Origin of the sequence: Magnetofaba australis IT-1 (assembly GCF_002109495.1) — a bacterium.
GTDB lineage: Bacteria > Pseudomonadota > Magnetococcia > Magnetococcales > Magnetococcaceae > Magnetofaba > Magnetofaba australis.
Window position 1 is genome coordinate 171,401 of the sequence record NZ_LVJN01000021.1, and the last position, 13,449, is coordinate 184,849.

The following is a 13,449-nucleotide window of genomic DNA, read 5'->3' on the forward strand; positions in this document are numbered from 1 at the left end:
TTCCAATGTTCCGCTTCTTGCCGGACATTGATATTCAAGGAGAGCCCCATGGCCGAGAAGGCTTATAGCTATTTCCCCGGGTGCGCCGCCAAACAGGTGCAAAAGGAGGCCGATTGGGCCGCCCGCGCCGTGTGCGAACGCCTGGACATCACCCTGCACGCCATGCCCAAAGCCACCTGCTGCGGCGCGGTGAGTCTGCGCGAGAGCAAACCGGCGTTTTCGCTGTCAGTGGCCGCGCGCATTCTCAGCGAGGCGGAAGCCGCCGGGCGCGACATTCTGACCATCTGCAACACCTGCACGCAGACCCTCTCCCACGCCAACTACCGCTTCAAGAACGAGCCGGATCTGCTCGACGAGATCAATAACGTGCTCAAACAGGGCGGCGTGCGAGCCTATGAGGCCTCCATTGAGGTGCGTCATCTGGCCTGGGTGCTGACCGAAGAGGTGGGCCTGGAGCAGGTGAAGAATAAGATTTCCAAACCGCTCAACGGCATGAAGGTGGCGCCGTTCTACGGCTGCCACAATCTGCGGCCATCGGAGATTTTCGCCACTGAGAAGGCGGGCGAGAAGGCGGACCATCTGGACCGTTTGATCGAAGCCATGGGCGGCGAGCCGGTGAGCTACGATGGCCGTGACAAGTGCTGCGGCTTCCACATCATGTTGTCGGATGCCGATGAGATGCGCGGCATGGTGATGAAGAATCTGGAGAGCGCCAAGGGCGCGCGCGCGGAGGTGATGATCACCCCATGCACGCTGTGCGACATGGCCATGGGCGCGTATCAGGGCATTGCGGAGAAGACGGTGGGCCGGGAGGTGGGCTTGCCGGAGATGAACTTTGCGCAACTGTTGGGCTGCGCCATGGGCATCAGCGACAAGAAGCTGGGCCTGAACCGGCTGCATGTGAGCCCAAGGGCGGCGCTGGTGGAGCGCGGCGTACTGTAATCAGCAACCGGCACGGGGCGCCCAGTGTCTGCGTGACGCTGGGCGTCCTAGCGCTGTGTAAGGGGCCTGCGGCTGGCCGCAGGCGGGGTCTGGGGTCCGCGACCCCAGCGGGGTGTGGGGCAGCGCCCCACGGTTTGCCGTGGCTTTTGCCGTTGTCTTTGGCCGTTTCCCCACTGAACAATCGCCGAGCCAGCAAAAGCCCAAAGAGAAGCGAGAAACCAGAAGCCTGCAAGGAGGCCGTCGGGGAAACGGCAGTGAGCGATCTGTCGGCGCAGCCGACAGGAGCGAATGCAGTAGAACCCGCCAACCTATACAAAGTAAAAGTGTTTGCGTCGGAAGCGACGAAATTTTTGCGCAAACCAGTTTGAAAAACCGACTGAACGGATGCCAGCGATCCGCGCCGACGTCAGCGCAGGCCGAAACATTTTGATTCTGAAAAACAACTTATTGAATAATTTTGGAGAATCCCGATGCGCACTCTCTATATTGCCGTCTGCATTGCCGGAACGCTCATCCCACTAAGCCAATTTTTCCTTTGGCTATCGGATCATGGACTGGATCTGCCCGCCCTCTACGCCGAGGTGATGGGCAGCCAACTCTCTCTGTTCGCCTGGGCCGACGTGCTGATCACCGCAGTGGCGCTGATTCCCTTCATGATCGTGGAGGCGCGCCGCATCGGCCTGCCCCGGGTGTGGCTACCAATTTTGGGCACATGCTGTGTGGGTCTCTCGCTGGGCCTGCCGCTGTTCCTGCTGCTGCGCCATGATCACATGGCCAAAGGGGTCGCGTAACGCCTACCCTTCGCCATTGGCGAAATAGTCGATCTGCTGCAGGATGAAGGCGTACTGCTTGATCAGGCTGGTTTCGGAGAAGTAGCGATCCTGCAGCTTGAGAAACAGATAGCACTCGCGCACCAACGTCTGCTCCATCAGGGTCAACTCGCCGCTCTTGGCCTTTTTCATGGCCTTGGGGTGGAACTCCTTGTGGAACTGCCGCAGATTCAACGCTTGCGGCTCCTTGCCGGTATAAGCGGCCACGCGGTCGCGCAATGCCGCCGCTTGCTTGACCGCCGCATCGACGATTTTCTCTCCCGCTGCGCCGCTCACCGCGCCATTCATCACCAATCCCTGTAACTTGCAGATGTAGCTGGCGCAGCGTCCCGGGCGCACGGCGTAGAGGCCGCACTTGCCTTCGGTCCAAGCTGGGCAGGGTTGTGAAAAGGCCACATCGCCGCTCTCCTGCTCCCATACGGGGACAATGGCGGCGATGGCCTCCACTTCACGTTTTTCGATGCCCACGCGGCTGAAGATGGAGCCGTTGCAGCACAGGCCACACGCCAGACAGAGGCGATTGGCCTCCACGGCGGAGTCGGGCTTGAGCATCTGGTTGAGTTCGGCGTCGATCTGCGCCGCATGGGCGTCCGCGGGCCGCATGATGCGGCGGGCTTTGGGCTGTTTGGGCGACTGGGGCATGGGGCGTCCTGGGGCAGGTTGGCGGCCTTGCGGCGCTGCTGGGCGTATAGATCTCCTATCGGCGCAGCCGGGCGGGCTCTTCAGCGCTATCCTGTTTGGTGGATGAACGGTTACTGCTTCGCCTCTGCCGCTTGTTTCTGCTTGGCCTTCTTAGCGTCGTCCTCTTTGACGATTTTCTCCAGCTCTTTCACCCGCTCTTGGAATGTCTCCCACAACTCTGGCGTAGCGAAGTCTGTGGCCTGGGGACGGTTTTGACAGTCACGCTCCAAGAATGCACGCGCCAAACGTGGATTTACAGATGAGTTCAATGATATACCAAACACAATATATGGGTTCTTGTCACAGAAGAATCTAACCCTCCAAAACTGGCTAATATTATCAATATGCTTATCATACTGTGATTCGTCTGAAGTTATATTCTTCCCCATTCTACTCTGAGATTTAAATTCTACGAGCATTTTATCTGAAACAAATACCCAGTCATGTTTCCTACCGTGTTTTTTTATCAAGTTACCGTCAAAATCACCCTCTGACAGCACCAACTCTATCCCCATTCTATCCAATATATTAATATAATTCTCTATCATATTTTCGTATTTTTTGCTTCTTATTTTTCCGAGTCTACCAGCCCTTCCGATGTTGTGGAGAAAATAAGTAAACCAGTTTGAAAAACCAACTGTAACTTTAAGATTATTTAATTTATTTATATACTCCCATATACTTTCATGTGTACTTCCAAGTTCACCAAATGATACCTGCTTATCTTTCAAATATGAATATCTAAATGAGCTGCTATTCAGTTTTGCATCTACAAAATTACTTTCGAATAACCATGAGTTTTCGAAGAATGAGCCAGATATATCAGAACTACGAAAGTCAACCATTTGAATACCTGCTATGTTTGCAACTACACCTGATAAATCTGAATTGTAAAATTCAGATCCTTCTAGGTCACTGTTTAGATTCTCCATTTCTTCAAAGTGCTGATTTCGCCACCGGACAAAAATTTCATCATTCTTCTTCAGCCCAAAATTTGATCCACTAAAATTTGACTCAGCAAAAAAAGCAGCAAGAATCTTTGCTCCTTGAAAATATGCCCCGAAAAAATCACTGCTTGAAATATACCCACCGAATATTTCCGACCGAGAAAAATCTGATCCACTAAAATTTGATGAGTTAATACGTGGGCTATGCCATTTAATATTTGATAACTTTGCCCCAATGAATTTTGACCCATATATATTCACCCTGTTTAACTTCGTGAATGATAGGTCTGCTCCTGTAAAATCAGAATTTATAATAGCTGATACTGTCGAGTGACTCATATATGCCTTAACCATTATTGATCGCATAATTTTTGAATGATCTAATGTAACATATGATAAGTTTGCCTGTGTTAAATCTGTATCAACTAATCTTGCAAAAGATAAATTGGCAGAATTTTTGAGGTTAAATATACTTTCTTGCAAGCTATTATTTCCGTTGTTTTTCAAGCGCTCGATAGGCAAATTGAATTGAGCTTTTAAAAGTTTTGAGCCAGTGAAGTCGGCAAAGGTAAGATCCCGCCCCTTAAGGTCCAACCCCTTGGCTTGCTCAACCCAGGCGCTCTGCACCGCTTTTTTATGCCCGGCTTCACTCTGCTCCCCTTGCGCCAAATAGGCAGCAATCTGCTCTTCACTGGGGGCCTGTTTGACCAGGGTTTCATTGCGCACGATGAGATAGCGCGGTAACCGCCCTTCCGCCACCAACCACTTCATCCAAGCAGGGTAGCCTTTGGCGTAAGCGACTGTGTCACGATTGTCGCTTCTCTCCCCGTCTGTGCAAATATTGCAGAATGGGCGCTCCTGGTCTGTATAGAGTTCCGGATTATTGCTGCACACATGAGGGATGGTGAACACCTGTGAAGAAAGCAGCCAACAGGCGGCGCTGAGGGGAGCCATCCAAGCAAACAGGGCGAGACGATAGACAAGAGACTCACGGAAAAACCCGGCAAATATGGCAACCATCAAAGGAACCGCCAGGAATCCGAATCCTTTAATAGCCTCAGCGTCAGCGTCAGCGTGATACGCTTGCGGCCCATGACTCAAAATCAAGTATCCTCCGATGGAGAGTAAAAACGGCGTCAATGTGATCAATAACGTGATTTTCTGACTCCACATCCAAATCCCGAATTCCCTGAATCTCCCATCGGGACTGAGGATTTTAATGGCGAAAGCCCAGCAGAGAAGTAAATCCACAAACAACGCGCCACGCTGCACGTTGGTGATCAGATGGTCGTGATAGGGAATAAACCGCGCCTGCGCCCAGAGAATGATGAGCGGCGGCAGGATGAAGGTGGTGAGCCAGACGTAGAGATTGAGAAAAGCCCGAACCAGCGAGCTTTTTACCGATGAACGCGCTCGCCACAGGGCGAACGCCAGCGGATAGAGACGATGCTCCTGCCCGGCTAGGCCGTTCTCACGGACTTTGATCACCCGCATGGCCAAAGCATGGAACTGCAACAACACATTCAGATGCAGCAGCACAAACAGCCACGGAACCACCGCATAGAACCCCACCACTGGCAGCGGCACGTCGAGAATCGGCAGGGTGATGGGGGACTCCATCAACAACTGCTTGTGGGTGGTGGAGCCCACCAGAATGGCGAAATAGACCCCCACCAGCAGGAACCCCAGGTGAATCCCCCGCGCCAGCCGCCCGGAGGCGTTGGCGGCGTCCATGGGATCGTTCTGCACATCCACCGGCACAGGCATCATACTGCGTCCCCAGCGCCGCCGCACAACCTGCCCCGTATGATTCCTCTGATTGCCGCGCATACCGCCCATCCCGCAGAAGAGTCGATGACTTTCCTCTACTCTCTCAGCGTAACAGCGAAATCTCAAGTGGTTATGACGAGATCGCGTCAAGACCAGAAGAGAAGAAGAGGCTGGCTCGCCCTAGGCGCATCGCCTGGACTCGCCAGGGCCATGCAGAGTGCTCTTCACGTTATTCCGACTGAGCGCTGGCGCCCGCCGTCAACCCGCCCCACTTGCGCAATGCCTCCAACAAGGTCGCCTTGCGAATGGGCTTGATCAGATGCTCCTGACACCCCGCCTCCAACGAACTCATGCGCTGATCGGTCAACGCATGGGCGCTCAAGGCCAGAACCGGCGTGGGCGGACGCTGCTGCTCGGCCTCCCAGACGCGGATGCGCCGCGTCGCCTCCAATCCATCCATCTGCGGCATCTGAATGTCCATCAACACCAAGTCGAAGCGTTCGCGTTGGAACAACTCCACCGCCTCTTCGCCATTGCGCGCCTCACTGATCTCACACGCCGTATTGCGCAAAAATGCTTGAATCAACAATCGGTTGTCCGCTGAGTCGTCAGCCAACAGAATCCGCGCGCCGAGCGCTTGCTCCGCCGCTGTGGCGGCAACCTGCGCCGAGACGTCCTGACCGGGATAGTCCAGCGCATCGTCACACAGCAGAGCGGACAGGGTGAGGGTAAAACAGCTCCCCTGACCAACCGCGCTGACCACGCTCAACGTCCCGCCCAGACTCTCGGCGATGCGGCGACTGATGGTCAGTCCCAGCCCCGCGCCGCCAAAACGACGGTTGCTGCCGCTCTCCGCCTGACTGAACGCCTGGAAGATGCGCTCCTGTTCGCCCTGCGCGATGCCGATGCCGCTATCAGTCACGGCAAACGCCAGTTGGTCATCACCCTCTGCCCGGCTCACCGACAGCGTAATACGCCCGCCCGCTGGAGTGAACTTGATCGCGTTGCCCACAAGATTGAACAGCACCTGGGTGATGCGCTCGGGGTCTTGACACCAGTGTTCCGGCAACTCCGCCGCCAGCTCCAGGCTCAGCGCAATGCCCTGCTCCTGCGCCGCCTGGTGGAAGATGTCCACCACCTCCTCGGCAAACGCGCGCATGGCGATGCGGCGCGGCAACGCCTCCATGCGACCCGCCTCAATGCGCGACAGATCCAGAATATCGTTGATCAGACTCAGCAAGGTGTTGCCCGCGCGTTGCAGCCGTCGCGCCATCACCTGCTGCTGGGCGTTCAACGGGCTTTCCATGAGCAGATCGCCCATGCCGATAACGATATTCATGGGGGTGCGAATCTCATGGCTCATGGCGGCCAAAAAATCGCTCTTGGCGCGGTTGGCCGATTCAGCCCGCTGCAACGCCTGAGTCAACAACGCCTGCTGGCGTTTCAGATCGGTGATGTCACGGGCGATATTGTAGGTGCGCTGGCGCGCCAGGTCCGGCGTGGCGCGCCAGGAGATCCAGCGCACGTCGCCATCAGGATGCTGATAGCGGTTGACGAAATCCACCACCCGTTCGCCCTGGGCCAGCGCGCCCATGGCGTCAATGGTGGGCTGACGATCCTCCGGCAGGATGAACTCCAGAAAGGGTCGCGACATCAGCGTCTGCCGATCATACCCCAGAATCTGCTCGCTGGCGGGGCTGAGGTAGTGGAAAAAACCCTGCATGTCCGCTTCACACACGATGTCATAGCTGGATTCGGCCAGATTGCGGAAGCGCGTCTCACTCTCCTGCAGTTGCTGGTGGCGCTGGGACAGGGAGTGCGCCATGGCGTTCAATCGATGCCCCAAAGTCGCCAATTCGTCGCGCCCTTCCTCCGGCGCGCGCGCCTGCAGATCGCCAGCGGCCATACAACGACTGGTCTCCTCCAGCAGGGTCAATCTCTGCAGCATCCGATTGGTCAATAACAGCAACATGGTCAGCGACAGCGCCAACACGCCCAAACCGATCAGGGGCGCATTCTTCTTAAACGCCGCCCACTGCGCCTGCTGCACCGAGTGGGCGAACAGCAGGTCGATCTGTCCATAGATCTGGCCCGACAGCGTGATGGGGATATGCTGCAATCCGCCGCTGTTGCGCGCCATCTGGCTTTGACCCATGGGGTCGCCGACCTCGGCCAACACATTGCCGTCAACATCGTGCAAACGCAGATAGGGGATGCCCTGTTCGGAGTGCACCTGTTGCAGAATCGCGCGCAACTCTTCCAGGTCCCGGCTCACCACCGGCGGCGCCAAGGCGGCGTTGAGCAGACGCGCGGCTTCGGCGGCGCGCAGAGCATGCAGGGAGCGCACGCCGCGCTGAGCCCAGTCATACTGAAACAGCATCAAAGCGCCAAAACCCAGCAGTTGGATCGCCACAACGATGCTGATCAACTTCCAGCGCAGTGATGTGGGCGTCAGAGGGATCATGGATTTTTGGCGCTGAGCAACTGGCGCGTTGCCGGCAGAAAATGGTCCAGGCTCGCCATCTCTTCCGCACTGGGAACGCCCATGCTGGCGTAGCCGAACCCCTGCATGAAACGTTTGCCTGCGGCGGTCTCGTTGCAGAAGGTCAAAATGGCGCGCTGCAGCGCGCTCTGCTCACCCTCTGAGAGTTGCGGCGCCGCCAGCAACAACACCGGTGACGGGATCTCCTGGGTTTGCCCGATCACGCGCAGATGCGCTTTATCGGCTGGCGGCAGAAACCCAAACGCAAAACGGGAGATGATCGCGGCGTCCGCCTGCCCCACGCGCACGCCCAAAGCCGCCGCGCGATGCCCTGGGAAGTGGATGATTTCGGGATTCAGGCCAGGCTCAAGTCCGGCTTGGCGCAACAACTCTTCGCCCATCAGGCTGACAATGGCCAACGGATCCGGTAGGGCGACGCTGCGGCCAGACAGATCCGCGAGGGTCTGGATCTGCGGATCCTGAGCAATCACCACGCCATACAGGGGTTTGACCGGGCGCGCCAACGGCGTCAGGCCCGCATCCACCTGGGCCAAGCGGCCCAAATGCGAGGTGGAGAGCGCCACATCATACTCATGCGCCGCCACCCGTTGTGAGAAGGTTGTGTAATCTGGCGCGGTGCGGAACTGGACGGGACGCCCCAATCGCTCCTGCAGGGCGGCGCGCAGGGGCTCCCAGCGCTTGAACAGCGTGCGCGGCGACAGATAGGGCAGGATGCCCAGCTTGAGAACCACTTGCACGCCCGCATCGGAGACCGTGGCGGGTTGCGCAGAAGCAGGGTGCAGCGCCACTAACCAGGCGGACAGCACGATCACTCCCAGCCGCGCGCAACGGCCCCAGACCCGCCACAGACGGCGTGGCGAATGTTGCTGAATCATGATCTCTCTCCCCCCGAAGAGAAGCCCTCATCCACGCGGATTGCGTCTGAAGAACATCAGAACAGTCAATAACTTCTTAACGCAAGAGTCAACCTGGGTCACGCTCTTCGAGGCGCGGCGGCAAGCGACCCGCACATCACCGATAGCCGAATTTCTCAATGATGGCGCGCGCTGTCTCCCCCTTGAGGAAGGTCACAAACGCCTGCGCCGCCGCATTGCTCTGCCCGCGTTTGAGCAACACTGCGTCCTGCTTGATAGGCGCATAGAGATCTGCGGGAACCACCCAGTGTGAGCCGCCCGGCCTGGCGATCACCTGGGACAACGCCACAAACCCCAACTGCGCATTGCCGGTGGAGACAAACTGAAAGGTCTGCGCGATGTTATCCCCCCGCACCAATTTGGGCGCGATGGCCCCATAGACGCCCAGTTTGGTCATCGCCTGCACCGCCGCCGCGCCATAGGGAGCGGTCTTGGGATTGGCGATGGCCAACCGCGCAAACGCATCATCCTGCTTTAACACGGCGCCCTGGTCATCCACCAACTCCGCATTGGCGCTGAACAGAGCGATGCGGCCGCTGGCGTAGGTGAAGCGCGAACCGACCACCGCCAGCCCCTCCTTCTCCGCCTTCAGGGGCCGCGCCGTATCCGCCGCCAGAAACACCTCATAGGGCGCGCCGTGAGCGATCTGCACATACAGCTTGCCGGTGGAGCCGAAGCTCACCACCGCCTGATGCCCACTCTCCTGCTCAAACGCCGCCGCAATCTCCTTGGCGGCGGCGGTGAAATTGGCCGCCACCGCGATGTGGGTCTTGTCCGCCTGCGCGGCCTGCGCCCACAGCAGCGCCACACACGCCATGACACCCACGCGCAACCCATGAAATTTCTCGGTAAAAGCCATCAAGCTACTGCTCCAACTCAGTCGAATAAACCATGCGAAACCAAAACGGCACAGGATGGCTAACCGTAGCGATCTGTGCGCGGATTCGCGCAGGGAGGCTTGCGCTGGCTGCGCAAGCGGGGGAAACGCCGCGCACACGCGACGGCGCGGATTATTCCGCAATATCAGGCGGGCACAGCGGGGCCAGAGTCTGGAACTGCGCGCCTTCCTCAGTATTCGAGACGGTGATAAACCCACCCATGTGACGCTCAATAATGGTGCGCGCCATATACAAGCCGATGCCCGTGCCCTTGGTCCCCTTGGTGGTGAAGTAGGGCTCAAACAGACGCTCCATCACCTCATCGGGAACGCCGCCGCCATTGTCGGTTACGGTGATGGCGCACATCTCCACATTGCGCTTGGCCACGACCCGAATCCGCCCGCCGCCATCGCTGCGTGCGGCGATGATGGCGTCTTTGGCGTTGGCCAACAGAATCAGCATCGCCTGGGCGAACTCGTTGGCGTAGCCATTGACCATAAGGGGTTCGTCCGGGGCCTCCATTTCGATTTGAATATGGTCCTGACGACAGCCGGCGGCGACCAGACCGATGGCGCGCTGGATCATGGTCACAGCATTAAACGGCTGTTTTTCCCGATCCGGCCGGAAGAAGTTGCGGAAGTCGTCGATGGTGCCGGACATCTGCCGGATCAACGTCGCCGCATGGGCGCACTGGGTGTCCAGCAGCGGTGAATCCAGCGCGTCGGCCTCAAACGCATCGCGAATATTGAAGATGATCAGATTCAGCGCATTGAGCGGTTGACGCCACTGGTGGGCGATGTTGCCGATCATCTCGCCCATGGCGGCCAGACGCGCCTGATGCGCCAGCATCATATCCTTCTGCCGATTGTTCTCGGTCTCGCGATCCACCCGCTCCTGCAACTGGCGGTTGAAGGAGACCATCTCCTCCATGCGCTGCATCAGCTCGGTGATGTCGGTGGCCATGCCGCCGCTGCCGGTGGGCTCGCCATCAGGCCCCATCAGCGGGAATTTGGTCACCATGAAGGCGCGCTCTTCGCCATCGGGCATGCGCAGATGCTCTTCGATCTCGATCACCCGTTTTTCCCGTAGCACGACTTTGTCATCGGCGCGCACCTTGGCGGCGACGCCGGGAGGGAACAGATCCGCATCGGTGTGCCCGATCATCTGTTCAAGAGTGCAGTTCATCACCTCCAGGCAGCGCCGATTGACCAGGGTAAAGCGCCCCTCCAGATCCTTGAGGAAGACCACCGCAGAGGCGTTATCCATCACCGCCTGGAGCTGGGCTTGGGAGTCCTCCAGGGCGCGTTGCGCCAGCACCATATCGGTCTGCTCAATGGTGATGCCGCCGATGCCCACCGGCGCGCCGGGGTCCAATTTGAGGGGGAATTTGTGCGAACGCCAAAAGGTGGGCGTCTGCTCGCCAGCGGGATAGAAGGTCTCGGTAAACTGCTGCGCCTGACTGCTCTGCCGCACCAACTTTTCGTGGGAGAGCAACATGTAGCGCGTCTCCTCCGACCAGATCTCTTCATCGCGATGGTTGAGGATCTGATGCAGCGGCAAACCAACCAACTGGCAGAACTGCTGATTGACGTAGAGATAGCGCCCGTCGCCATCCTTGAGGAAGGCCAGACCCGGCAATTGGTTCATAAAGGAGGTAAAGCGGCGTTCGCTGGTCACCAGCGCCTCTTCGGTCTGGCGCTGACCGCTCATATCGCGCAGCGCCAACGCCGCGCCAATCCGCACCCCATCCAGGGTAATGGGCGCAACGCCATACTCGGCTACCCACTGTTGTCCATCGGGCTTGGTCAGGTGCGCCTCGCCCACCTGCAGCAGCTGCGTCTGCATCAAAACGCGCAGCAAACCCGAACAGCTCTCCACATCTTCAGAGTCGGTCCCCGTCGCGACCGTTTCATCCTGGCAACGCTCCAGCAGATTCGCCAGCGTCTGGCCAACCATCTGCTCCTGCGCCCGTTGCAGCAGGGCGGCGGCGGCTGGGTTGGCGTACTGTACGCGCCCACCGGCGTCCACACTGATCAGCGCCTCTTCGGCGCACTCCAATAGCGCCTGCCCATGCGCTTCGACCCACTGCAAACGGCGCTGCAGCGCCGCCAAACGCGCCGCGCTGCGCTGTTGGACCGCCACAATCAAACCCACAGCCAACAGCAGAGTTGCGCTCAACCCGGTATGAAAATCCCAGGTCGGCCACGCCCACCACGTCAGCAACAGCGCCAGCGCCACGCCGCCCACGGCGGCAATCCACGCCGAAGTCGGCATGCGTTCCGCTGGCGTCGTGTGGAGAGAATCAGGCATCAGGCCCGCCCATCAACAGGAGTTCGATCACGCGGCCATCCTGCGCATACACCGCGCGCAGCATCCAATCCGGCGCCCCGTCAAAACGTTCACCATCGCCAAAGCGCTCCGCCGGATGCTCTGGCGACAGGCGCGTGCGCGCTTGTTGATAGGCTTTGGCGGCGCCCAGATCCAATAGCGAGTCGATGGATTGACCGATAATCCGCGCCATATCGCGCCCCAATTGAGCGGCAAACGCGGCGTTGGCCGACATCACCACGCCGCCGGAGTCGAGAATCGCCAGCGCGCCGGGCAGCGCCTGCTGCAGCGCTTGACACACCTGTTGCTGATCCGCCAAGCGCTTCTGCACAGCATCGCGACTGGCGAGCAGATCCTCCTCGGCGCGCTTTTGCGCAGTCAGATCCTGATACACCGCCACCAGTTCGCCAGAGGGGAGTTTATAGACGTAGTTCTCGCGCCACGCATGCACGCGCTCATCATGGTACAGCGAGATGGGGTGCTGCTCGGGCATGCCCGATCGCCACACCCGCACAAACACGTCAAACAGCCCAAACGATTTCACCCCGGGAAAGCAGATCAGCACGCTCTTGCCAATCACCTCATCCCGACTCACCCCCTCCAGCCGCGCCGCCGCCGGGTTGAAGTCAACGAACTGGAAGTCCGCGCCATCGCCCACCGCCCGATACACCGCCACCCCCAAAGAGAGGTTGTTGAACAGCTCCTGATAGCGGCTCTGCGCCACCGCGCTGGCGGCCTGGGCCAGTTTACGCTCCTCCATCTCCGAGCCCAGCTTCTGCAACGCGTCAGAGAGTTCTGCGGTGCGCCAAGTCACCTGACGCTCCAATGTCTGTTGCGCCGCATGGCGTTCGCTGACGTCGCGATAGATCAGCAGCGCGCGTTTTTGACACCCCTGCTCAAATGGAATCGCGGTGATGTCCACATAGCGCGCTGCATCGCTGGAGGGCGCGGCCACACTCAGCTCACCGGCCTGTTCGCCGCGCAACAGACGCTCCAGAAACGTCGGCGCATCGGCGGCGCCGATCTCCTCGGCGGGATGCAACTGCGTAATCGGGGCGCCAATCAACGCCTCATGACTGCGTCCGGTGAGTCTCTCCGCTTCGGGATTGCAATCCAGAATCTCTCCACTCTCCAGTTGGGCGATGAACACCGCATCACGCAGCCCCGCATAGAGCAGTTGATAACGGGATTCGCTCTCGCGCAGATCGCGCGCCGCCTGGCGAAACCCCACCAGACTTTTGAGTCGCGCCAGCAGTTCAATGCGTTCCGGGAGTTTGATCAGATAGTCGGTGGCGCCCATTTCAAACGCCTGCGCCTTGGTTTGCGGGCTCTCTTCAGATGAGAGCATCACCACCGGCAAGTCGTTCAATTCCGGAATCGCGCGAATCTGGCTGAGCAGGGTCAGGCCATCCACCACCGGCATGAACAGGTCCACCAGCACTGTCATCGGCTGCAGAGTTTGAATCTGCTGCAGAGCTTCAGCGGGATCCTGGCAATAGGCCAGCCGCGCCCACTGCTCGCCGCGAAACAGGCGTTCGAGCATGCGGAACGTGACCGATTGATCATCCACCAACAGAATCAGCGGCGGGGGAGCGTCCTGGGGGAAGCGCAAGGCGTTTCCACGCGGGACGTTTTGATTGAACATACGCGCATCCC

9 protein-coding genes are annotated in these 13,449 nt (G+C 58.8%); 2 read left to right on the plus strand and 7 right to left on the minus strand.

Features of this window, described 5'->3' with window-relative positions; genetic code table 11:
* Positions 1 to 48: 48 nt before the first annotated feature.
* Both MAIT1_RS19545 and MAIT1_RS19550 read left to right on the plus strand, forming a co-directional pair.
* On the plus strand, positions 49 to 942 hold the full coding sequence (locus MAIT1_RS19545) for a CoB--CoM heterodisulfide reductase iron-sulfur subunit B family protein (protein ID WP_085446553.1): 894 nt from the start codon (positions 49 to 51) through the stop codon (positions 940 to 942).
* A gap of 470 nt (positions 943 to 1,412) precedes the next feature.
* A complete protein-coding gene (locus tag MAIT1_RS19550) occupies positions 1,413 to 1,733 on the plus strand; it encodes a DUF2834 domain-containing protein (RefSeq protein ID WP_085446555.1) in 321 nt (106 codons plus the stop codon).
* Between the two features lie 3 nt (positions 1,734 to 1,736).
* Here the strand turns inward: MAIT1_RS19550 and MAIT1_RS19555 are convergent, their stop codons facing one another.
* From MAIT1_RS19555 to MAIT1_RS19585, 7 genes are all read right to left on the minus strand, one after another.
* Positions 1,737 to 2,414, minus strand: a complete 678-nt coding sequence (locus MAIT1_RS19555; protein ID WP_085446557.1) for a YkgJ family cysteine cluster protein — start codon at positions 2,412 to 2,414, stop codon at positions 1,737 to 1,739.
* A 110-nt stretch (positions 2,415 to 2,524) separates the two neighbouring features.
* A complete protein-coding gene (locus tag MAIT1_RS19560; RefSeq protein WP_158089635.1) occupies positions 2,525 to 5,230 on the minus strand; it encodes a pentapeptide repeat-containing protein in 2,706 nt (901 codons plus the stop codon).
* Between the two features lie 169 nt (positions 5,231 to 5,399).
* Positions 5,400 to 7,634, minus strand: a complete 2,235-nt coding sequence (locus MAIT1_RS19565) for an ATP-binding protein (RefSeq protein ID WP_085446561.1) — start codon at positions 7,632 to 7,634, stop codon at positions 5,400 to 5,402.
* Positions 7,631 to 8,548 carry a phosphate/phosphite/phosphonate ABC transporter substrate-binding protein gene (locus MAIT1_RS19570; protein ID WP_085446563.1) on the minus strand — a complete coding sequence of 306 codons (918 nt, stop codon included), beginning with the start codon at positions 8,546 to 8,548 and terminating at the stop codon, positions 7,631 to 7,633. Before MAIT1_RS19570 ends, MAIT1_RS19565 begins: the two co-directional genes overlap by 4 nt.
* 136 nt (positions 8,549 to 8,684) lie before the next feature.
* On the minus strand, positions 8,685 to 9,404 hold the full coding sequence (gene modA / locus MAIT1_RS19575) for a molybdate ABC transporter substrate-binding protein (RefSeq protein ID WP_143815003.1): 720 nt from the start codon (positions 9,402 to 9,404) through the stop codon (positions 8,685 to 8,687).
* A 193-nt stretch (positions 9,405 to 9,597) separates the two neighbouring features.
* The gene (locus MAIT1_RS19580; RefSeq protein ID WP_085446565.1) at positions 9,598 to 11,775 is read right to left on the minus strand and encodes a PAS domain-containing protein; all 2,178 of its coding nucleotides are present in this window, start codon (positions 11,773 to 11,775) and stop codon (positions 9,598 to 9,600) included.
* Positions 11,768 to 13,438 carry a PAS domain-containing protein gene (locus tag MAIT1_RS19585; RefSeq protein ID WP_085446567.1) on the minus strand — a complete coding sequence of 557 codons (1,671 nt, stop codon included), beginning with the start codon at positions 13,436 to 13,438 and terminating at the stop codon, positions 11,768 to 11,770. Before MAIT1_RS19585 ends, MAIT1_RS19580 begins: the two co-directional genes overlap by 8 nt.
* Between the last annotated feature and the right edge of the window lie 11 nt (positions 13,439 to 13,449).